Annotated in this window: 16 protein-coding genes and 1 pseudogene; 7 read left to right on the top strand and 10 right to left on the bottom strand. The window is 65.8% G+C overall.

Annotation, left to right across the window (positions count from 1 at the left end; all coding sequences use genetic code 11):
• Positions 1-5: 5 nt before the first annotated feature.
• Complete coding sequence (locus BEP68_RS09875) at positions 6-488, bottom strand: hypothetical protein (RefSeq protein ID WP_187249843.1); 483 nt, start codon at positions 486-488, stop codon at positions 6-8.
• A complete protein-coding gene (locus tag BEP68_RS09870) occupies positions 488-997 on the bottom strand; it encodes a hypothetical protein (RefSeq protein WP_187249842.1) in 510 nt (169 codons plus the stop codon). Before BEP68_RS09870 ends, BEP68_RS09875 begins: the two co-directional genes overlap by 1 nt.
• Positions 998-1286: 289 nt before the next feature.
• Between BEP68_RS09870 and BEP68_RS09865 the strand changes: the two genes are divergently transcribed.
• The 5 genes from BEP68_RS09865 to BEP68_RS09845 all read left to right on the top strand — a co-directional run bounded on the left by BEP68_RS09865 (position 1287) and on the right by BEP68_RS09845 (position 10750).
• Positions 1287-6677, top strand: coding sequence for a DUF3320 domain-containing protein (locus tag BEP68_RS09865; protein WP_187249841.1), 5391 nt, complete (start codon positions 1287-1289; stop codon positions 6675-6677).
• Positions 6678-7006: 329 nt separating this feature from the next.
• Positions 7007-7225 (top strand): hypothetical protein, encoded by a 219-nt coding sequence (locus tag BEP68_RS09860; RefSeq protein ID WP_187249840.1) that lies wholly within the window; start codon positions 7007-7009, stop codon positions 7223-7225.
• 57 nt (positions 7226-7282) lie between these two features.
• A complete protein-coding gene (locus tag BEP68_RS09855) occupies positions 7283-8362 on the top strand; it encodes an RES family NAD+ phosphorylase (protein WP_187249839.1) in 1080 nt (359 codons plus the stop codon).
• A gap of 302 nt (positions 8363-8664) precedes the next feature.
• Complete coding sequence (locus BEP68_RS09850; RefSeq protein WP_187249838.1) at positions 8665-9744, top strand: TIR domain-containing protein; 1080 nt, start codon at positions 8665-8667, stop codon at positions 9742-9744.
• An 838-nt stretch (positions 9745-10582) separates the two neighbouring features.
• Entirely contained in the window at positions 10583-10750 is a 168-nt protein-coding gene (locus BEP68_RS09845; protein ID WP_171821924.1) for a hypothetical protein, read from the top strand.
• Between the two features lie 80 nt (positions 10751-10830).
• Here the strand turns inward: BEP68_RS09845 and BEP68_RS09840 are convergent, their stop codons facing one another.
• The 4 genes from BEP68_RS09840 to BEP68_RS09825 form a co-directional block, all read right to left on the bottom strand.
• A complete protein-coding gene (locus BEP68_RS09840) occupies positions 10831-11106 on the bottom strand; it encodes a hypothetical protein (protein ID WP_053096828.1) in 276 nt (91 codons plus the stop codon).
• Between the two features lie 55 nt (positions 11107-11161).
• Positions 11162-11446 carry a hypothetical protein gene (locus BEP68_RS09835; protein ID WP_232224452.1) on the bottom strand — a complete coding sequence of 95 codons (285 nt, stop codon included), beginning with the start codon at positions 11444-11446 and terminating at the stop codon, positions 11162-11164.
• Between the two features lie 190 nt (positions 11447-11636).
• Positions 11637-13226 carry an amidohydrolase gene (locus BEP68_RS09830; protein ID WP_187249837.1) on the bottom strand — a complete coding sequence of 530 codons (1590 nt, stop codon included), beginning with the start codon at positions 13224-13226 and terminating at the stop codon, positions 11637-11639.
• Complete coding sequence (locus BEP68_RS09825) at positions 13223-14461, bottom strand: MFS transporter (protein WP_187249836.1); 1239 nt, start codon at positions 14459-14461, stop codon at positions 13223-13225. Before BEP68_RS09825 ends, BEP68_RS09830 begins: the two co-directional genes overlap by 4 nt.
• 178 nt (positions 14462-14639) lie before the next feature.
• On the opposite strand from BEP68_RS09825, the gene BEP68_RS09820 reads away from it, so the two are divergent.
• Positions 14640-15242, top strand: coding sequence for a TetR/AcrR family transcriptional regulator (locus tag BEP68_RS09820; RefSeq protein WP_072591474.1), 603 nt, complete (start codon positions 14640-14642; stop codon positions 15240-15242).
• 30 nt (positions 15243-15272) lie between these two features.
• Here BEP68_RS09820 and BEP68_RS18430 read toward each other — a convergent pair.
• Positions 15273-16135, bottom strand: a pseudogene (locus BEP68_RS18430) (DUF72 domain-containing protein).
• Between the two features lie 425 nt (positions 16136-16560).
• Here BEP68_RS18430 and BEP68_RS09810 point away from each other — a divergent pair.
• Complete coding sequence (locus tag BEP68_RS09810) at positions 16561-16950, top strand: hypothetical protein (protein WP_053096818.1); 390 nt, start codon at positions 16561-16563, stop codon at positions 16948-16950.
• A gap of 5 nt (positions 16951-16955) precedes the next feature.
• Here BEP68_RS09810 and BEP68_RS09805 read toward each other — a convergent pair whose 3' ends face one another.
• From BEP68_RS09805 to BEP68_RS09795, 3 genes are read right to left on the bottom strand one after another with little or no spacing between them, the layout of a single operon-like run.
• The gene (locus BEP68_RS09805) at positions 16956-20417 is read right to left on the bottom strand and encodes an error-prone DNA polymerase (RefSeq protein ID WP_053096815.1); all 3462 of its coding nucleotides are present in this window, start codon (positions 20415-20417) and stop codon (positions 16956-16958) included.
• A complete protein-coding gene (locus BEP68_RS09800) occupies positions 20417-21958 on the bottom strand; it encodes a DNA polymerase Y family protein (RefSeq protein ID WP_187249835.1) in 1542 nt (513 codons plus the stop codon). The genes BEP68_RS09805 and BEP68_RS09800 overlap by 1 nt, the downstream gene beginning before the upstream one ends.
• On the bottom strand, positions 21955-22752 hold the full coding sequence (locus BEP68_RS09795; protein WP_056278977.1) for a hypothetical protein: 798 nt from the start codon (positions 22750-22752) through the stop codon (positions 21955-21957). Before BEP68_RS09795 ends, BEP68_RS09800 begins: the two co-directional genes overlap by 4 nt.
• Positions 22753-22821 lie beyond the last annotated feature (69 nt).

Genomic DNA, 22821 nt, shown 5'->3' with positions numbered 1-22821 from the left:
GTGCTTCACATGTGCTGGTCCGACTCGGCGATTGCTTCGTCGAGCTCGCGCATGCGCTCCTCGATCCGGAGTCGCGCGACGACCGATACGGAGTGCTCGCTGCACAGCCACTGGCCATCGAAGTTCTCGCCTGTCCGCGTCCGACACCGGCTCCCGAGGCTCACGTGCTCACACCTCGCACTTGGCGCTGGACGGAGATGCTCGGGGGCGTTCGCGGCGTACGGCGAACTCTCCCATCTGTACGCGTGTCGGGGGCATCGCCATTCGAACCAGCCGCCGTTGTCGGGCCCGTCGAGGTTGGGAGCCCAGATGCTGTGTTCACGCCAGCGGCGGACCACGATGATGTCCTGCGTGCTGTGCTTCTGCCCCCACTCTTCACGGCGGCAGTAGGTGCATTCGCTCGTCAGCGGATCCTTGTCATCGCCGCGGTCTTCGATGTCGAGGATCGGGTAGGGCGTGTCGACGAGCATGTCTTTATAAAGGACCATCAGGACTCCTTTCTATCGAAGATGCTCGTTCTCTCGATGCCGTCGCGCAACCGCGTCCACTGCTCAGCGCACGCGGGGCTAATGCGGTAGTAGACCTCACGTCCTCGGGCCGGACGGAGATCTTGGCCGGTTGCCCTCGTGAACGGCGCAAGAGTTCCCTCTGGCAGGTGCGCGTTGATATAGCGATAGAGGTGTGTGCGGAAAGTTGAGATCACCGAAGGCGTCTGCTCGGTCCACTCAGCCAGTTCGGCGATGCTGAGCCACTGGCCCGCTGCGCCGTGCTCTACGACGGCATCCATGATCCTGACGTAAACACGTGCCGTCGTTGTGGGTGCTGATGCGAACCGCTCGACTTGTTCGTCAGGCCATAGCGGGTAGTCCGGAATCCCGTCGTCAGGAACGGCTGTTCGTGAGAGGCGGTTCGGCTGATCGGCGATGAGAAACGCCGCGAACCTACGCACTTCGTCGACGATTTCCGACGGTACATCGATGGTGATGAGGTTGCTCATGTCGCATAATCTACCTCAAGTACTGCACTCCATCAATATACAGTGCAACATACGGTGTGATCCGTTCGGGGATTCGCTACGTCGATGCCGATTGCGCATTGCGCATTGCGCGTGGCGAGCTCAGCGCCTATGGGTGCTTTCTGGCATCACACAGTGCGCGTCTGTCGGGCGACGGGCCGAGCGGAGCAGCTTCTTCTCCGGGTGAGGCAGGCCGCGTCGATACGATGTGGGAAAGCATCGCGTCGGGTGAGGGTTCATCGTTGGCCGACGGCACACCTGGAGGGGCGACATGGGCACTACCACTGAGACTCGTGCTGCGTTGAAAACATGGCGCGAGGGGCTCATCGGATTGGATCGACGAAGCCGTCTCCTTCGTTTCAAGGCTCCCAAGACATCGTCGCTGAGCTTCGATAGTCCCTCCGCGGATGCCATCCTCGATCTGCTCCGTTCCGGAAAGCTCCAGAGTTTCGTCGGCGACCTCATCGACCCGGATACCGGCCAGGCGCGACCTGCGCGCGCGGGAGCTTTCCTTCACGTTCCTCGCGCGGACGGGGAGATCGGTCCTGTGGTCCGCACTCTGATGCGCCGCGCGAACGAAGAGTTTCTCGACCGCGGTCTCTCCGTGCTCTACGTCGCTTTCGGCATGCTGAAGTGGCAGGACGTGGACAAGACGGACATGAGCAGTCCGATCTACCTGCTCCCCGTTGAGTTGGTGCCAGAGGGTCCTCGAGCTACCCCGAGGATCAAGGGTGGTCAGGACGACGCCGTCCTGAATCCTGCCCTTCCTCTCCGCCTCAATGAGTTCGGGATCACCCTTCCGACGTACGAAGAGGTTGAGGGGCTGACCTTGTCGGAAATCCTGACCCGCTTCACCACGGAACTCGGCAAGGCGAAGGATTTCAAGGACTGGAGCTTGGACCCGGAGGTTCACCTCGCGACGTTCTCTTTCGCCAAGGAGGCGATGTACAAGGATCTCCTCGACAACGAAGCGACCATCCTCGAACACCCGGTGGTCCGCGCCCTGGCGAATGGTGACCCCACGGCTCAGAGCGATGAGTTCCAGTTCGACCCTGTTGATCCCGCCGACATCGACGAAGTCGCGCCGCCGGAGCGCACACCACTCGTCCTTGACGCGGATTCCTCTCAACGCGCCGCTGTCGCAGCGGCCTTGGCCGGACGCAGCTTCGTCATGGACGGGCCGCCAGGAACCGGCAAGTCTCAAACCATCGCCAACATGATCGGCGCGCTCATGCACGCCGGCAAGTCGGTGCTCTTCGTCTCAGAGAAGATCGCCGCACTCGATGTGGTGAAGAACCGCCTCAAAGACAGTGGTCTCGAGAGTTACCTGCTCGAGCTGCACTCTCACAAGACGAACCGCAAGGACGTCGCTTCCGAACTCCTTCGCACCCTCGACAACGTCGCTCAGCCACCCCACGCGATGACCGCCCCGTCTCGCTCAGCCCTTGAAGACCGTCGCCGCCGACTCAATTCTTACGCGTTGGCGATGAACGAGCACCGCTCACCGCTGCAGGCATCGCTTCACGATGTCCTCGGTGAACTCGCCGAGCTCGTCCACGTGCCGGTTGCTCCCGCTCCCGGGCGCCCACCTCTCCAGCTGTCAGAGGAGGGTCGCGCAGCACTCGGCGACACTCTCGCTCGCCTTGAACGAACATGGCGCCCCGCTGCGCAAGGCTCGACTTTCCTGTGGCGTGCCGTCACGGATCCCTCCTCGCTCGAATCTCGCCTCTACTCCGCGGTCAGCGCCCTGGAAGAGTTTCAAGGCACGATTCGCCTCAATGACGATGTCATCGATTCGTTCGGCCTCCGCACACCCCGCCAAACGACGACGTTGATGGAGCTGTTGGATCTCCAACACGTTCACCGTCCCGGCTTCGTGAACGACGCGTGGCTAACCGCAGTCGACCAGACTTCCATCCATGCAGATCGTCAACGCCTTGGCGATCTCGTCACCACGTATCAGCGCGCTGCTGACCTCGTCATCGAGCTGGCGGGTGTCGGCCACGACCAGCTGCCCGGTGACTTCCCCGCGCACTCCGAGGCCATCACCGTTCACGGGGCAATTGACCTCGCCGGGCTCACCGTGCAGACGCTGAGGGGCACCGCAGACGCGTTCGCAGCCAGGGCAGCATCGCTCACCGCCGCGACCAACGCCGTCGCCAACCTCGCCCACCTCGCCGGCGTCGCCGCCCCTGCCTCCTTCGCTGACGCGGACCGTGTCGTGCGCATCACTGATGTACATCGCGAGTTCCCCGGCATCGAAGCCGCTTGGCTCACGCCCTCCGGTCTCCACGCGGCCCGTGAAGCCGCAAGCGCCCTTCGTCTTGAAGCTCTCGCGCTCGTGCGCAGCGAATCACAAGCGAGCGGGCTCTTCACCTCGAGCGCTCTCACGGCGCCGCTGCGGGATCTCCAGGACCGCTTTGCCAACCTCCACACCGGACTCCGAAAACTGTCCGGCGCGTATCGGACAGACAAGAAGGCGCTCGGAACGCTCCTTGCCGACGCGAAGGAGGTGAAGTCAGGCATCGCTCACCTTTCGGATGCCATCGCCTGGTCCGATGCCGTGGGAAGGTTCGAGGCCGCCGGCGTCGCCTCCGGACACCTACTTGGACGTTGGTGGCAGGGACGGTCTACCGACTGGGAAGCAGTCGACCGCTACCTCGGAGCGGCCGAGGAGGCCATCACACTCAGTGGCGACGCGGTCTCCCGCTCAACGGTCACCTACCTGGCTTCCATGACGGTTGACCCCGCAGAGGCGGCAGTTGCAGACTCCGTGCGTCTCGAGCTCGCCAGCTGGCGAGCAAGTGTTGCGTCGCCTCCTGCCCTGGCCGGGCGACCGGAACTGCTCGTCGAGCCACCGGCGGCCTCTGTCGCCTGGCTGTCCGCTCACATCGCCCCTATGAGAAGCGCCGCTGAGCGGATCGAGTCCGTGTCGGCCCGCACCGGCAGAGACCACACTCTTGGAGATGCTGAAGCGGTCATCGCTGCAGCCCAGGATGCGCACGCTTGTGCGCGAGAACTGGACTCGGCGACTACCGACCTGAGCGCCCAGTTCGGAGACCTCTACCTAGGCGCCCGCACCGACCTCACCGTCGTAGACGTGGCCCTCGGCTGGGCGGAGAGAGTTCGCGAGCTCGCGGGCGGCACGCTTTCGGCTCACCAAGTTTCTGCTCTGGTCCAGTCCTCTGCCGTCGGCAGCCTTGAGTCTGTCCTCCGGAAGTGGGAGAGCGCGCGCGACGAGATCTTCAACGCGTTCGACTCGTCGCGGACGGACGAGCTGAGGGAGGATTTCGGCGACTTCGTGACTGCCTTCGAACTTCTAAGCGACTTCCAGTCCGACACCATCGGACAGCAGGAGTGGTTCGACTATCAGGCAATCCGTGCCGAGCTTCGCGAACTCGACCTCGATGAGACCGTCAACTTCTGTATCGAGCAGCGCTTGCAGGCTGCGGACGTTCCGAAAGTCATTGAGCGTGCCTTGCTGCGCGCGTGGGCGGACGAGCACATTCGAACTGACACCCGCTTACATCCACTGCTCGCCGCAGACCGAGAAGCTCTCGTCGCCGAGTTCCAGAAACTCGACCGAGAGATCGTCGCAGCGGCCACCAGCGACATCGTCCAGGCCGCGAACACGCGTCGGCCGGCGAACACCTCGCTGGGTGAGCCCGCCCTCATTCGGCGGGAGGGCATGAAACAGAAACGCCACATGGCGGTTCGCAACCTCATCACCCAGGCGCGCACGGCGATTCAAGCCATCAAGCCGGTCTTCATGATGTCTCCGTTGGCGGTCTCGCAGTACCTTCCGCACGACCTGAAGTTCGACGTCGTGATCTTCGACGAGGCCTCGCAGGTCACGCCCGGCGACTCCATCAATTGCATCTACCGCGGCAGATCGTTCATCCTCGCTGGGGACGACAAGCAGCTCCCGCCCTCGCAGTTCTTCGAACGGGCGGTGGAATCCGACGACTCCGACGAAGGCGACTCTGACGTCAAAGACTTCACTTCGATCCTCGAACTCGCCAAATCCTCCGGCGCGTTCCGGAACCTTGGCCTCCGGTGGCATTACAGGTCACGTCACGAAGCCCTCATCGCGTTCTCGAACTACCGGTTCTACGAGGGGCATCTCGTCACCTATCCGTCCGCGCAGGACGAAGGAGCGGATGTCGGAGTCGAGTTCTTCCACGTAGACGGGATGTATCGCCGAGGCGGGGGAGCAGACAACCCGAAGGAAGCAAAAGCCGTCGCCGAGAGAGTCATCCAGCACTACCGGACGAGACCCGGTCTCTCCCTCGGCGTCGTTACCTTCTCCGTTGCGCAGGCCGACGCCGTTGTCGCGGCGGTCGACGAGCTTCGCACGCAGCACAGAGATCTCGACCCTCACTTTGACAAGAGCGACCGACTCAACGGATTCTTCGTCAGGTCTCTCGAGTCGGTTCAAGGTGACGAACGCGACGTCATCGTCTTCTCCATCGGGTACGGCCCAGATGAAGCGGGCAAGATCTCCACCAACTTCGGCGTCCTCAACAAGGACAAGGGATGGCGTCGCCTCAACGTGGGAGTCACCCGCGCACGGCAACGCATCGAGGTCGTCGCATCCATGGACGCAGGCGACATCCCGCCCTCCTTGAACGAGAACGTCGAAGCCCTCCGCGCGTACCTCGACTTCGCACGCAGAGGCATCTCCACGCTCGGCACACAAGCCTCCGTGACAGGCCTCATGCCCGACTCCCCGTTCGAAGAATCCGTGATTCGGGCCATACAGTCCTGGGGCTACGTCGTTGAACCCCAAGTCGGAGCAGCCGCCGGCTTCCGCATTGACATCGGTGTGCGACACCCCGCCAAGCCCGGCTCCTTCGCCCTCGGCGTCGAGTGCGACGGCTACCAGTACCACTCGGCACCGGCCGCACGCGACCGGGATCGACTCAGGGACCAAGTGCTCTCGGGCCTCGGGTGGACTCTTCACCGGATCTGGGGCACTGGATGGTACCGAGATCGTCAGCAGGAAGAAGATCGCCTCCGCGCGGCCATCGAAGCCGCGGTCGCGGGAACGGCGACGCGTGAGCGCAACTTCACCATTCCGCGCGCGACGGTGGAGACCGCCGCAGCAGTAGTCGACGTTCCCTTCACCTGGGCTGTCGACTACATCGAAGCGGAGCCCATCGCGTTGCCCTACTGGGTCCAGCCCGCAGAACCCGGCAACCACCTCCACCTGGTCGAACCCCTCAAAGCGCTCGTCCAGGTTGAAGGTCCTGTTCACCTCGACACGGTCAGCGAGCGGATCCGAGAGTGGTGGTCCGTCGGTCGAGTGACGGCCCGACTCAAGGACAACATCGACCTAGCAATCACCAAAGCGGGCCTCGCCCGGGACGGCGATTTCGTCGATGTGCAGGGCCGCACAGTAACGAAGGTGCGGTCACGCGACCACAATCGCAAGCCAGACCAAGTCCACCTCGATGAGTTCGCTCTCGCCGCCGAGATGCTAGTACGAGACGTCGGCGGAGCATCACGTTCAGAAGTGGTGAACGCCATCGCGCGCCAGTTCGGCTGGACACGGACGGGCGCCATCGTCGACCAGCGCGTGAATGCAGCTGTCGACCGCGCTGTTGCCCGCGGGGTTCTCGCCGAATCCGGAGATGCCTTGTCGGCAGCACCTTCTAAGTAGCGTCATCGTTCGGTACTAGCGAGAACGAAGAGAGCGCAGCCGTTCGAGGCGACAGTTTGCGGCGTCACATCGATCTGGTCGCGATGGTTGGTGCGCGGGAAAAAATCAGCGTGCCTCCTCGCGGTTGCAGACCAAGTTCGCTCGTCGAAATTCACGAACCTGCCCCGGCGTCCAGCATTTCCTCGGGGTCACGGCCGCCGTGCGCCGGCTGAGACGACACGAAATGATCACGGACCACGTCCAAAGCGGACCAGTGAGATGCCGGAGCCTCCGCACGGGTGCCACATCCCCCGCCACCATGCGGAGGAGAGTGCCGATAGCATCAGCGCGTGGAGGAATCGGATTTCTACGGCATCAGCGGAATGAAAGAGACGGTCTGCCTAAGCCACATCACAGACGGCGTGTTGCGCGACGCTCTCGGCGAAGTCGCCGACCAGTTCGAATGCTCGTTCTGCCAGCGAACGTCCGGGCGCTCCGAGGAGCCTTTTGCCGTCGCCATGGACGAACTCGGATCTCGGGTGTGGGACGTGGTCACGTGGCTGTACTAGTGGACGGATGGGGGCGGGGACCCATGGCAGTACGACGACGAGTACGACAACACCTACGTGGTCTACGAGACCGTCGAGGAAGCCATTGATCCTGCATACGCCATGCAAGTCGTCGAATGTCTGATTGCAGCAACCAGCTCTTCGGATTCCTGGATTCCGAGTGAGACCATCGACCCGTCGATGCTGGGCTGGGACGCCTACTCCGCTACGGTCCGAACGGAGAGCCGGTTCGTCGTCATCGGAGCATCTGATCGGCCTGGCTTCGAGGACGAACCGCCCGCGAGAATCGGACGGTTCCTCGAATCGCTGCTCGCGTACGTCGAGTCCGACCTGGTGGTGGAGCTGTCGGCAGGATCGAGGCTGTACCGCGGACGCATGACCGACGATGCTCGCCGTCTACTCGACGAGGTGCGCGCTGAACCAAGTACCCAGCTAGGGTCCGCTCCATCTAACCTCGCGAAGAACGGTCGCCTTTCGCCGCCCGGGATCAGCCTTTTCTACTCAGCCGATGACCTACAAGTCGCAATCGCTGAGATCGCTCTACACTCCGAATACGACGAGGCCATCATGGGCGCGTTCAGAACTACGAAGGCACTGAGGATACTCGACTTCACTCGGCCGCTGACGACGTTGCCGAGCATCTTCGCAACGGATGACGACAGCCGGAGACGATGGATGTTCGCGCGCTTCAAGAAGCACTTCACAGACATGATCACTGCCCCTGTAGTGCTCGACGGAAGAGAAGCGTTCGACTACACGCCTACTCAAGTCGTCGCCGAGTGGCTGCGATGGGTTCCGGCCGATCACATCGACGGCATTGCGTGGCCGTCCCATCTCACAGAGAAGCTCAACCCCGAGGCCGGACCAGGCAAATCGTTCCTCCAAGAGGAGGGTGACGACGACAGTACAGGCCCCCGCAATATCGCGCTGTTCTATGGCCACGGCACAGACTTTCAGTCAGATCCACCGACTACAGCCGAACTGGCTCGTCTGAATCAGCGGCATCCGACGCTCACGCTATCGGCGGATGACATCACCATGCACAGGGTTGTCCGCAGCGTTCGAGCGCAAGAGATCGAGCAGGTCGATGAGGAGGGGGACGATCCCAATCCGATGTTCATGACTTCTGGCTGGTAAGCACGTAGCCACGTCCCCCGAACGTGCCAGTCGAAGGAGTTGCTCCGGCCGGTGTAGTGACTGGTTGGACGGCAGTAGGAAAATCGTTGAGGTCGTGCAGGAAAGCCGTGCGCGGGTGCGGGGACAGACGGGCACCACAACGGCTTTTGCCAACAGCCCACCAGATAAGGCCCGGAAACTCGCGAGAGTCTCCGGGCCTTCTGCATGTCTGGAACGTGGTGGGACTCCGAAAGGACTCCGGCGTGTCGAACCGTTGGTTGGCATCGCTGCGGAATAATCCGGAGTGTCGAGGGGAGACATTCATGCCTGCTGATTTTCCAAAGGTGACGCTTGAGACCGTTCTGGCCTATCCAAATGCGCTTGTCCGTGCAGGCGGGCAGCCGCTCGACAAGGTAGACATGGCTGCCGCGCTCGGCATCAGCCCGGGCAGCTCGAATCTGCGGACCCAGGGCTTCGCGTCGAGCGCGTACGGGCTGACGGGTGGCAGCTATAAGACGACGTTCTCGATGGCGCCGCTGGGTGAGGCGATCACTTCGCCAACATCGCAAGACGAGCACGACGAAGCCCTTGTGAAAGCTGCACTGAAGCCGGAGCTCTTCACTAGAGTGTTCGAGGCGTACAAGGGGAAGAAGTACCCCGAGACGCAATTTCTGGTGAGTGCGCTGAAGAGAAACTTCGACGTGGCGGATAGTCAGGCCGAGACGTGCGCCGACATATTTACCAAGAACATGAAGTTCGTCGGGTTGCTTCGCGAAACGAAGGGCGGCGACTGGCTCGTTGAGCGTCCTATCGCGGGTGCGGCTGGCTTGCTCGGCAATCAGAACTCGTCAGAGGACGCGGAAGACACCGAGGACGAGGCGGCATCGTCCGATGACGCGATCGAGATCTCGCGCGACGTCCTGACTCCTCCGCCTTCCGCCGAGCCGCAACGCTCGAAGCGACCTAACAAGCTCTTCATTGGACATGGTCGAAACAAGAAGCCGCTGGAGCAGCTGACGAAGACCCTCCGCGAGCTGGGTATTCCGCACGTAGTAGCCGAGGACGAGCCAACCTCGGGGCGGCCAATTTCGCAGAAGGTCCGTGACACCATGGAACTGTGCGGCGCGGCCATCTTGATCTTTAGCGCTGACGTCGAGTACTTCGACAAGGACGGTAACCCCGTCTGGAGGCCGAGCGAGAACGTAGACCATGAGCTCGGTGCCGCCGCGGTGATGTACGACGACCGCGTCATCCTTTTCAAGGAGGAATCGATCTCGCTCGCCAGCAACTTCAGCGGCATCGGTTACATCCCTTTCGAGAAGGACAAGCTCGACGCCAAGACCAACGAGCTTCTCCGGGAACTCATCGGCCTCAAGATTCTTAAGGTCTCGGTAGACGACTAGCCCCGATCGCGCGGACGAGAGCGGGCGTCGCGCTCTGCTGCGCGAGGAAGGCGGAAAACGCCGCGCGCTTGGCGCTGTGGTCCCGCTTGCGGAGGTGCGCGTACACCTTGTTCGTAGAACTGGCGGTGACCGGAAGAATCGGCGTCGTCGGCCATGAACAGGAGACGCTCGATGCGGATGCCGAGTTCCCAGTGTCGGCGGACCCGGTCGATTTTGTCCGCACTCATTCGCGCTGCCGATTGTGGGGCTCGCTCGTCGTGGCCCGGAATCCGCGGCGTCACAACTTCACGCACGAGGAGGCGGCCACAGGCATCGGGGCGGGCAGTACGGTGCCCCGACCGGTTCTGGGGTACCTATCGGGACACCTAGCCGGCTTCGCTGGGGAACTCCACCGGCTCGGGGCCGCGTCTGTGTGGCCACGGCCAACGTAACCCCAATGCAGCGCTGTATCTAGGGGTTGCGGATGCGCCTCAGTCCGATCGTGTGGACGGCGATCGGCGGATCTCCGTTCATGCTCAGCGGCATCGAGATCCCGAGGCCCAGCCGCGTTTCGTGCAGAAGAGAGTACGCCCGCGCGCCGTCGTCCACCACGCCATGTGACGTGGCTCCTATCGGGCGTATCCTTCGCTCGAGAGCCTGCCCCGACCACGGTCTGGGGACCCCGGCGGGGCCGCTCCGGTCGAGGGACTCTTCCTTCACATGATCACTCGTGATCCGGAGAGAGAGTCCCTCCGCTGTGCGATCCCTCGTCCTTCCGTCCGATTCCTCCTCACGTCAACCCCCTCCTCGTGTGCGCGGTCGACCGCATACCGTCGCCTCAACCGACAGAGGAGATGCAATGAGCGATCTGCAGAACACGCACGGAACTCCCGGTGGCGACGAAGAGGCGGACACCGCCTCGGGCGGTGCGCCCGACGAGTCGTCGTCGAAGAGCACCGACGAGATCATCGAGGACGAGACCACCGACGAAGACGGTGCGCCCCTCGAGAACCCGTCCGGCGGCTGACCTCGACGACGTCCACACAGAGAAGACCCCCACCGGCACTGAGTCCTGTGGGGGTCTTCGTCGTCGGCGGGTCGCTGCACCTAGGCCGTGCGCACCGTCAGCATGCGCCACCCCTCGGGCACCTTCGCCTCGAGCGACGCCATGTCGTCGGCCTCGATCTCGCGCACGCCGTCGACACGGGTGAACGTGCCCGTGGCCTCCATCTTCGCTTCGCCCTTCAGCATCCGCACGGGCGCCGACGTCAGATAGAAGCCCGGCTTGCGGTGCTGTTCGAGCTCGACGAGCACCTCGGCCAGCGTCGTGCCGATGACGTCTGCAGTGCTGGTCTCGATGGGACGAATCAGAGCGATGAGCATCAGGCCAGCCTATGGCGCGGCCCTTGGGATTCGACGTACCGCTCCGCGCAGCGCATCAACTGACCGTCGTCGCGAGCGGAGGAAGGTGCGGGATCGTGACCGGCGACGTCGATCGGCTCGGCGGGTTGTGGAACCGCTGCAGGTCGCTGAGCACCTCTTCCGCCGACATGTACGAGCTCGCCAGGGGAAGGTTGCGCAGCCAGAGCACGTCGACCTCGACGGCGTCGACCTGATAGATGCAGGCGACAGTCTGGCGCGCATCGTGCGGCTCGTACCTGTGGTCGACGATCAGCCACTCGGTTTCCGTGACCCTTCGGAGCTCGAACCTCGGATCGGGCATCGCGGACATCTCAACACTCCAATCAGTCGTTGTCACCATCGGCTGACAGAGGGAGCGCTCCGCGCCCGGGCGGGAAGACACCACCGCCTGGTCGACGGGCGCCCTCTGCCCGCCAGAGTTCACCAGAATTATAAGAACTCACCGGTATATCGCTCAAGTGAGCCGTGAGGGATGCGGCGGACAGCGCGCCTCAGGCTTCGTGCGCGGTCTTCCCGGCGATCACGGTGCGCAGGACTCGCGCTGTGAGCAGAGACGCGCTGCCCTCCGAGAACGGATCGACGTCGAGAACGGCGAAGTCTGCGACCTGGCCCACCGCGATCCGGCCCCGCCAGTCGCCATCTCCGATCGAGAGCGCCGCGTCACGAGTCGCATGCACGACCGCGCGTTCGAGGGGAAGAGCGAACTGCGGATGCACCGCCGGCACATCCGGGTCGAGAGCGGACGCCCGCGTTGTGGCGACGTACATGTTCGCGAGCGCCGCGTGCGGTGCGGTGGGGGCGTCGGTCGAGAAGGCGAGCAGTGCACCGGCATCCTCATACTCGGGCCACGCGAAGGCCCGATCCGCCCGGTCGTCGCCCAGCTGTGCTGCCCAGTTGGCGAAGATGGCGGGGTCGGCGTGGACCGGCTGCATGGAGGCCGTCACGCCGAGCCGTGCCATGCGCTCGGCCGTGCCGGGTGCTGCGTACTCGAGATGCTCGATCCGGTGGCGACGGGGGCGATCGCCATTGACGGTGATGGCGTGCTCGATGGCATCCAGCGCGAGGGCGCTCGCCTCGTCGCCGATGGCATGCAGCGCGACCTGCAGTCCGGCGGCATCCGCGGCCGCCACCACAGGGAGCAGCCGATCAGCGGGCCAGATCGGCGCGGCGTGGGAGCCATCCGCATACGGTGCGCGCATCGCCGCCGTGCACGCGTCGATCGTGCCGTCGAGCACGAGCTTGATCCCGATCACGCGAACGGTTCCGGAGTCGGCGCCGGCACGCTCGGCCGCCTCGGCGACCTGAGCCAGGTTCTGGGCATCGTCACCCGTGTTGGCGACGAACCAGTGGGCGGCGATCCGCAACGGCAGCGCGCCACGTCGTTCCGCGCGCTCGAGCGCTTCGAGCGCGAGCGCGTCGAACGCCATGTCGACGGCGCCGGTCACACCGGCCGCGAGGTACGCCTCGACGACGCGCTGCACCGCCGCATCCCGCTGCTCGTCGGTGGTGGTGGCATCGCGGTGCGCCCACGCGAACTGCTGCGCGGCCGTCTCGTAGAGCATCCCGGTCGGCTCGCCGTCGGCATCCCTCTCGATCCGACCGCCGATCGGGTCAGGGGTGTCGCGGGTGATGCCGAGCTCGCCGAGCGCCGCGGAGTTCACCCAGCACGAGTGGTAGTCGTTCGCATCGAGGTAGACGGGGACGTCAGCGACGACGGCGTCGATCATCGCCGCCGTCGGCGCGCCGCCGGGGATCGCATCGAAGAGCCATCCGCGTCCGCGGACGACGCCGGAAGAGGTCTCGCGTGCCGCTGTCACTCTGCGCTGGATCTCGTCGAGCGACCCGGCATCGGTGAGACCGATCTGACCGAGCGCCTCGCCCATCATGAGCAGGTGCGTGTGCGCGTCGATGAAGCCGGGAAGGACGACCCGTCCCTCGAGATCGACCACCGAGTCCGAGGAAGGGGCGTCGGATTCGGTCCCCACGAAGACGAACTCCGCGCCGTCGACGACTACTGCGTCGGCCCAGGCGGTGTCGTCGGCCGTGAAGAACCGGGCATTGCGATACAGGGTGCGGGTCATCGGAGCGTCTCCTCGTGGGCGGCGGCACGCTCGAGGCGTGTCGAGAGCAGGGCGATCGCGCTTGCGGGCACGGCGAGAACGAAGCTGGCGATACCCAGTGCGACGGCGAATCCCTCGAAGCCGAGCACGCCGACCAATGCCGCACCGATCACCGGTGTGAGTGCCGAGCCGACGAGGTAGACGGCCAGGAGGGGGCCCGACCAGCGGCCGTCGGCATCGAGGGCGGCTGAGGTCGAGACGAAGTACATGAAGGCGATCGCGTAGACGGTGTTCCACGCGATGAACACGATGATGAACGCGGTCGGATCTGAGGTGAACCCCTCGACGATCTTCAGGACGCCTCCGGCCACCAGCAGCACCGCGAGCGGCAGTGCTCTTCCGAGCCGAGATCCGACGACCATGAGCAGCACAGATCCGATCAAGCCGCCCGCCGTCGCGCCGCTGAGCGCGAGGCCCAGGCCTTCGGGGGTCAGCCCGGTCTGCTCAGCACCCATGATGCCTGCCATGGCCCAGAGCGAGTCCTCACTCGCCGCCCACAGGGCGAACACGACGAGAAGGCCGAAACCGGCGATGGTGACAGTACGCGAGCGCGCGGGGGAGAGCCGCACCGTGCCGGTCGGTGGCACATCGATCGGCATCGCCTCGGCGACCGCGGCGCCGGCCTGCGGGTCGAGCACAGGCGCCGCGGGCAACCAGGCCGAGACGAGCAGGCCCACGATGCTGAAGAGCGCCAGCGCCCCGAAGACATCGATCGGGGCGAGCCCGATGAGGGGGATCACGGCCAGCACGATCGTGATCACGCCGCGATTCGCGAGACCGTTGAATCCGGCGACCCTGTCGGGGTTGCGGAACGCGGCGAGAGCGGCGCCCGAGGCGGCGACGGCCCCACCGGCTCCCGCACCGCCGACGAGCAGCCCCGGAAGGATGAGAGCGGGGACCGCAGCGGCGGTGGCGAAGCCGACCGCGGCGATGGCGAGTCCGGTTCTGGCTACGACCCGCCGGTGACTGCCGGCGCAGAGGGGGGCGATGGCCAGCCCGGTGACAGCCGTGAGCAGAAGAGTCGCGGTGACGAGCCAGCTGGCCGCGAGCACGTCCATGCCGAGACCCGTCTGAGCGGCGGTGATCATGTAGGGCGACAGGTTCACGCCCAGATAGCCGGCGATTCCGATCGCGAACGTGGCGGTGGCGGTGGGCAACCGGAGCGGAACCCGGGTGCTGAGGTCGATGGCGGTCATGGTTCTCCCACTGAGAGGGCACGGCGGTGTGCGCGAGGTGATGACGACGCGCATCGGGTGGGGCGCGGATCTCATAAACGAATGGTGTTCGTCAACGAATGGTGTTCACTATTATGCACAGGAGGGATGCCGGCGGGAAGAGATTTCTTCGTCGCCCGTCACAGAGAGCGAGGATGCGATGCCCAGGCCGTCGAGCCCCCTGCTGTCCCCCGACATCATCGGCGCGGCAGGCCTCGCGCTGTCGAGGGCCGGAGAGCCGTTCGGGGTGAACGCGATCGCGCGCAGGCTCGGTGTCCGGCCCTCTTCGCTGTACAACCATGTCGACGGCATGGACGGCATCATCGAGCTGATGCGCGGCCGTCTGGTCGAGGACTACCGGGTGAGGCCCGAGGAGAAGCAGTGGGACGACTTCCTGGTCGATCTGCTCAGACAGCAGCGCCAGATGTATGCCGATCACCCGCAGCTCGTACCGCTGCTGATCGGCAAGACGATCACTCATCCGGCGGTCATCGCCGCCTACGACGACCTGGCGACCGCTCTCGTCGACGGCGGTTTCCCCGAGGACGAGGTGCTCACGGTGATCGCGATCATCGACGCGTTCGCGATCGGCTTCGGCCTCGATCTGGCATCGCCGGACGAGGTCTGGGAGCCCGGGGAGGGGACGCGGACGCTCGGGCGCGTGATGGAGGGCGCCGAGCGCGGGACAGCCCGCGCGGATCGGACCTTCGAACTCGGCGTCGGGTTGCTGGTCGATTCGCTCCGTGCTCGCCTCACCCGATGACCCGGGAGCCGGTGGAGCGGCGGTGGCTGCTCAGGATCCGGTGCGTGCGGTGACGAGCGCCTGAAGCGCTGCCGCATCGTGCGGTGCGTGCCCGCGCGCGTCGTTGTCGAAGTAGACGTACACGTCGCGCGGTCGGCCGTCGCCGGCGCCCGTGCCGTCCGACCAGGCGCAGAGCAGGTCGGCCCATTCGTCGAGCTCGCGGCGGTGTAGGCGCTGTGATAGAGCATCTGTGCGCCATGAAGCCGGACATAGACGACCTCGCTCGTCAGTGCGTCGAAACGTGGCCATCTGCCGGCGGTGTCGGCGATGACGAGCGAAGCGCCGTGGTGACTGAGGATGCGCAGTGCCTCAGGATCGTCGAATGTCTGCGACCTCGGCTCGATCGCGTAACGGATCGGCTGGTCGCTCTCGAGCTCCGTCCAGGCTCGTCCGTCGAGACGCGAATCGTGCGTCATCGCCAGCTTCTGAGCATCGCCCGTCGTGCGGGGGAGTGAATCGAGGAATCGTTCCAGGACCTCGGCGTCGAACTTCTCACGCTCCGGCAGCTGCCAGAGGATCGGTCCGAGTTGGGTTCCGAGGGCGAGGATGCCGGAGGCGAAGAAGTTGGCGAGTGCCTGTTCCGTGTCGCGGAGCCGCAGCATGTGCGTCACATAGCGGGATCCCTTGATGGCGAAGCTGAAGTCGTCCGGCACCTCGCTGCGCCAGCGACGGTAGCTATCCGGGCGTTGCAGCGAGTAGAACGATCCGTTGAGCTCGACGGTGGGGAAGTGCTGTCCGATGTGCTCGAGCTCCCGGCGTTGAGGCAGACCCCGGGGATAGAAGTCACCGCGCCAGCTCGCGTACCGCCAGCCCGACACGCCTATCCTCACCTGCGCAGCGCGTGCGGCGGTCATCGACTGATCCTCCTCCGCTGCCGCCGTGATTCGGGCGGCGTGAGGCGACGATAGGTGCGATGCCGCAGATGGGGGAGCGGGGTTGACGCCCGTGGGCCACGTTGGTAGCGGCGTGCTCTTTCGCTCGGATGTACGTGAAGACGAGGATCGCGCGTGGTGCGAGGACTGGTTGCCCTCTCGAGTCGTCCAACCCCATTTGGATCACTCGAGAGGGCTCACCGTCCTTCCCGGACGGTAGGGGAGGCGGCGAAGATTTTCGCTGCTCTCTCGACTGATATCCCCAGATGTTCAGCCGGTAGCCCCCGCTACTCCTTGCAGAATATCGCTTAATAGCTCTGTCCGCCATTTGGGGGACAAAGAAATCTACGAATGTTTCTTCCAAGACTGGGGCTTGCCGCGAGAACGTGCACTCATAGAGTGGGTTCATGGACAGAAAGCTCGTGCTGAACGCGCACCTCGCCATCGCCCACGGGCACCGCGTCGAGGTGACGGAGCGCATCGACGAGCTGACCGGAGAGTCGCTGATCCTGTCGGTCAGAGACCTCGACACGGGCATCCGGTATCGCCGCGTCGAAGAGCCGCGGGGTGAGTTCCTCCGGTGGCTCGGCCGTGTCGTCGACTGCACCGTGACCATCGGCGGCCACTCCTCGCAGACGACTCTCACCGTCGACGCCGACAGAGACGGATCAGGGGCGACGAGCGCCAGGGCTGCTCTGAACGGGGCGGATGCGGCGGTCGACGCCGCGAAGGCTGAAGCCGATCGCTGGGGCGGCGGAGACCGCGTCCCCGAGCCCGAGCCCGAACGCTTCTGGTGAGCCGCTCACCGGAAGTCCCTCGAACGATGCGTCACCCCCGTTCGGAGATCTTCGAACGCGTCGGCGAGGACGTTCACGACGCCCTCCGCTGAACGCTCGAGGATGCCGCGGATGATCAGCGCAGGAGAATCGCGCGCCACCCGGTGGTAACGACCCCACACCCCAGTCGAGCAGATGACGTTGACGAGACCGGTCTCATCCTCGAGGTTGAGGAAGGTGACACCGGCTGCGGTCGCCGGACGTTGACGGTGGGTCACAAGACCGGCGACCTCGATGCGTCGCCCCGTCTCGTGGCTCTGCAGATCTGCTGAGGTGAGCACGCCCCGTTCGCGCAGGAGCCCGCGGAAATGCGCCATCGGATGGTCGTCGGTCGAGACGCCGGTCGCCCAGAGATCTGCGGAGAGCCGCTCATAGCTGGACTGATCGCTGAACAGCGGCGGTTGCACGGCGATCGTCGTGCCGGGAAGGAACCGGGATCGGTCTTCAGCGGCTGCCCCGGACAGCCAGATCGCCTCTCTGCGCTGGAGGCCGAGGCACTCGAACGCGCCGGCGGTCGCCAGGGACTCCAGCTGCGCAGCGGTGGCATCCGTGCGCCTCACCAGATCGTTCAGATCGCGGAAAGGTCCGGCTGCCTCGCGCTCGGCGACGATCTTCTCCGCCAGTTGAGTGCCGATGCCGCGCACACCGCTGAGACCCATGCGCACCGCATAGGCGCCATCTCGACGGTGTGCCGCCGACTCGTCCGGAGAGGAGCGATCGAAGCGCGGCACCCGGGGCTGCAGAGGGTCGCTGCAGGTGTCCCGCCCCGTCGGCATCCGCAGCGGTGAGCCCTCGAGGGGTTCGAGAGTCTCGGTGGCTCCCGAGGCGTGCAGATCGGGTCGACGCACCTCGACCCCGTGTCGTCGTGCATCCGCGGTGAGTGTCGACGCGGAGTAGAAGCCCATCGGCTGCGACCGGAGGAGCCCCGCGAGGAACGCCGCGGGATAGTGCAGCTTGAGCCAGGAGCTCGCATAGACCAGGAGCGCGAAGGACAACGAGTGGGACTCTGCGAATCCGAAGTTCGCGAAGGCCTGGATCTGCGCGTAGATGCGATCCGACTGCTCGGCGGAGAGTCCGCGTCTGGTCATCCCCGCGTAGAGCTTGTCTCGCACCTTGTCGATCTTCTCGAGCCCGCGCTTGGACCCCATCGCGCGTCTGAGTAGATCGGCCTCGTCGGCGGTGCAGTCGCCGATGGCCGTCGCCATCTGGATCAGCTGCTCCTGGAAGATCGGGATGCCCAGTGTCCGCTCGAGGATCGGCTTGAGGTCATCGTGCGGATACGGGATCTCGAGCACCACGGGCTCTTCGCCACGGGCGGCTCTGGCGAGATTCTCCTCGTCGAGCGCATCCTTCGCCATCTTGCGGCGGACGAAGGGATGCACGGCCCCGCCCTGGATGGGCCCGGGGCGGATCAGCGCGATCTGGATGGCGAGGTCGTAGAAGGCCCGAGGCTGCAGGCGGGGGAGAAGGCCGATCTGCGCACGGGATTCGACCTGGAACACCCCGATAGAGTCGGCGCGGCAGAGCATGTCGTAGACGGCCGGCTCTTCTTTCGGAAGGGTCTCGAGCGTCCACCGCTCACCCGTGGCGTCGTGGATCAGGTCGAAGCAGTGCTGGAGCGCAGCCAGCATCCCGAGCCCGAGGAGATCGAACTTCACCAGCCCCATCCAGGCCGCGTCGTCCTTGTCCCACTGGATCACCGTGCGGTTCTCCATGCGTGCATGCTCGACGGGAACGACCTCGCCGACAGGGCGCGCGGTGAGCACCATGCCGCCGGAGTGGATGCCGAGATGCCGGGGAGCCTTCAGCAGTTCGCCCGCGTAGTCGAGCACGTTCGCCGGGATGTCGTGCTCGTCGGCCACCTCGAGCCCGGCGCTCCACCCATCGACCTGCCTGGACCAGGCATCCTGCTGTCCCGGAGAGTAGCCGAGAGCTCTCGCCATGTCGCGCACCGCGTTCTTCGGACGGTACTGGATGACGTTCGCCACCTGTGCCGCACGTTCGCGTCCGTACTCGCGGTACACCCACTGGATGATCTCCTCGCGGCGATCGGAGTCGAAATCGACATCGATGTCCGGTTCTTCCTGTCGGGTCGTCGCGAGGAAGCGCTCGAAGGGCAGACGGTAGAGGATCGGGTCGACGGCGGTGATGCCGAGCAGATAGCAGACGGCGCTCGCTGCGGCCGAGCCGCGCCCCTGGCACAGGATGCCGCGACGGCGCGCCTCGGCGACGATGCCGTGCACGATGAGGAAGTAGCCGGGGAAGTCCTTCTCCTCGATCACATCGAGCTCGCGTCCGATCCTGCGACGGCCGTCGGCATCCAGGCGCGGATACTTCGTCGGCACGGCCTCCCACACCAGGTGGCGCAGCCAGCTCATCGGCGTGTGTCCGTCAGGGACCTCCTGCTTCGGGAGGGCAGGTCGTGCACGGCGGAGGGAGAAGGCCGACGCTGCGGCGAGTTCGAGGCCGTAGGAGATCGCACCGGGGTGGCGCCGGAAGCGCGCTGCCATCTCCGCGCCGCTGCGCAGATGCGCTCCTCCGTGAGTCGGAAGCCACCCGTCGAGCTCGTCCATGCTGCGCACGGCGCGCACGGCGGCGACCGCTTCGGCCAGTGATGCACGCTCGGGCGCTGCATAGTGCACGTTGTTCGTCGCCACCACCGGCAGTCGCATCCGTCTGGCGAGATCGGCGAGAGCGTCGTTGCGTCGTGTGTCCAGCGGGTCGCCGTGGTCAAAGAGCTCGACGGCGACGTGATCCTGGCCGAACAGATCCACCAGTCGGCGCAGCGGCGTCTGAGCATCTCCCGCCTCTAGGCCACGGCGGACCCCGCCCTTCCGGCATCCGGTGAGGATCGTCCAGTGCCCGTCTGAGGCGGCTGCCAGCTCCTCGAGGTCGTAGACGGGGCGCCCCTTCTCGCCACCGCGCAGGTGGGCGGCCGTCATCGCGCCGGAGAGACGGTGGTAGCCCTCCAGCCCGTCGGCGAGCACCAGCAGATGGTCGCCGACGGGATCGGGGGCGCCCCGCTGCGGTGCGTCGAGGCCGAGCGAGAGCTCTGCGCCGAACACGGTCTGGACGCTCACATCCATCAGCTCTGCGACCTCGGCGAAGCGGGCAGCACCGTAGAAGCCGTCGTGGTCGGTGAGCGCCAGTGCAGTGAGTCCGAGACGCTCGGCCTCGGCGAGCAGGTCCTCCGGTGAGGAGGCGCCGTCGAGGAAGGAATAGGACGAATGCGCATGCAGCTCGGCGTACGGGACGGCGTCCTCTGGCCTGCTGACGGACGTCGGTGGGTTCCGTGTGCGCTTGGTGCTGACGGGGCCGGGGTCGGGTCGGCTGCCGGGCGGGATGCCTCCCGTCGGGTAGGGCGATTCCTCGCCGCTGAGAGTGCGCTCCAGCTCGTTCCAGGACAGGGGAGGGTTGTGCCAGCCCATCAGCGGTACCTCCCCTCAGCCCACCACCGGCCTCCGGTGCAGAAGACGAGCCAGGCCCGATCATGATCGTCGACGATCTGCAGGCGGTGCCCTCTCTTGCCGCCGGAGTCCTCCCATCGGCGTTCATGGATCGGCCACGGACCGGCCCACGCCTGAACGTCGTCGCCGTCGATGCGAGCGGGCGCCGCCGAGAGCGCACCCCGTTCGTCGACGAGGACTGTCTCGCCGTCAGGGGAGAGCACTCCGATGGGGCGAGGAGGGCGGAACACCTCGGCGGGGAGAGGGTCGGGAAGGCTCCCCGGCCAGGGCTGCGCTGGGTCTCTGGGGGCGACGGCGCGTTCGCCCCACGGAGTGAGCACCTGACGATCGGCGAGCCAGCGCCCGCCGGAGAGGGCAGCGGTGACGACGCCCTCGTGGCCGAGCATCGTCTGCACGCGCGAGATGGCGTGATGCAGGCGTTCATCAGTGCCGGACCCGAAGAGGCCGGGCTGGTGATGGGCGGCATCGTCGACCGCCACGGGGACGATCCGCACCAGAGAGATTCCGCCGAAGGCACGAGCCTCATCGACCGGCTCCTTCGCGGATTCGGCTCCCAGTGCTTCGAGCTGCCAGCGCACCCGGTCGACGAGATCAGCGGCATCGAAGCAGGTGGGATGCAGCCAGGGGCGCGAGAACACCTTGCCGTCGTCGTCGGTGAGGTCGATGCGGACCTCGGTGCACACCACCGAGGCCTCACCGAGGGCGAGCATGACCGCATCGGCCGTCTGCCGCACGGCGAAGGCCACCTGATCGGCTCCGGCGAGTGGCGAGTCGAACTCGATGGAGCGAACGAGCTCGGGGTCAGGAGGTCGTGCCACCACCGCGCGGGAATCGGCGCCGGCGGCGAGGGCGTGCAGACGCGCGCCGCGCTCGCCGAAGCGATCGCGCACCTCGATCTCGTCGAGGGCCGCGAAGTCGCCGAGCGTGCGCACACCGAGCCGGACGAGCAGACCGGTGAGCTGCTCGTCTCTCAGAACGTTCACCGGGAGTGGGGCGAGGAAGTCCTTCGCGAGGCCTGCAGGTACGACGGTGCACGGTGCGCTCCCTCGCGCGGCGAGCTCGGCGGTGAAGGGGCCGTCGGCGATGCCCACGCGCACCTCGGGGAACCCGGCGTCGGTGAGGATGTCGATCAGGGCACGCCCCGCCTCGGCCTCGCCGTCGTGATAGCGCGCGATGCCCCGTGCCCGCACCGCCGCCAGCCCTGGACGCAGCAGTGCCGCACCGGGCGCGTGCTTCTCGATGAGCTGCAGCACGGGGAGGAACGCTCTCTCGTCGCGGGCGGGGTCGTGGGGCATCACGCGCAGTGACGAGATATGGCCCTGAGCGACGCGGCGACGTTGGCCGGCGCGCACGCCGTGCTCCCTCGCCGATGCGGTGCACGCCACGACGGTGTTCGCATGCACCAGAGCGGTCGGCGGATGAGGCGGTGGGCCGCCGAGAGCTGCTCTCAGCGGCCAATCGGGAAGCCACAGGACGAGGACGCGAAGTGGAGCGGCGGTCATCCGGCCACCGCCAGACGCGGGTACTCGAGCGGAGCGGCCTCGCCGCCGCGCAGGCCGGTCAGCCCTGTGATCTCGGCCATGGTCTCGGTGGCGACGTGCTCCGCCGGCAGCTCTTCCACTGCGCCGTGGGAGCCGGGAAGACGCACGCGTACGCTCGACGTCAGCGGACTGTGCCTCGTCCGCGCCGACACCGTCGCCGTGGAGCCTTCGATGAGCCCCCACCCCTCGCCGATGCCGAGCCAGTGCTGGTCGTGCAGCCGGATGGACCCCTCGCTCTGCGGCCAGGCGCCGGACTCCGCGGACTCGGTGACGAGCAGGGTGCTCCCGCGGTCTCGCAGTCGTGCGCTCAGTCGGGACACATCCGCATCGCGGGCCCTCCCTCCGGGCTGCACGGCGATCAGCGGAACCACCTCGGCGAGCGCAGAGGCCACGGCGAGCCAGCGGTCTCCTGGTTCGGGGACGAGGATCAGGCGAGGAAGCGCGATTCCGAACGCCGCTGCGGCTTCGACACCCAGTGTGGGCATGCCCACGACCGCGCACCAGTGGCCCTTGCCCGAGGCCGCGGCGAGCAGTGCGAGGACGAGACTGGGGGAGGGAGAGACGGTGTACGTCGCCCCCGTCTGCAGCCCCTCTTCGGGGAGCAGCGAGGAGAAGGCCGGATCGAGAGGGAGAAGCGGGTGCTCGCTGCGTCTGCGCTGCATGCGGCTGATCTCCCGGCGCAGCCGAAGAACCTCTCCGGCGCGGGAGTCGCCAGCCGGAGAGAGCGCGGTCACCGCATCGAGCCCGATCCCCATGAATCCATCCTCGAAGATATGTACTAATAAAGCAACTGGAGTAGATGACGATAGTTCGAACCTCCGACA

Origin of the sequence: Microbacterium sp. 4-7 (assembly GCF_014332665.1) — a bacterium.
GTDB lineage: Bacteria > Actinomycetota > Actinomycetes > Actinomycetales > Microbacteriaceae > Microbacterium.
Note: the sequence above shows the minus strand (reverse complement) of the source record. Positions and strands in the feature narration are given on the sequence as shown.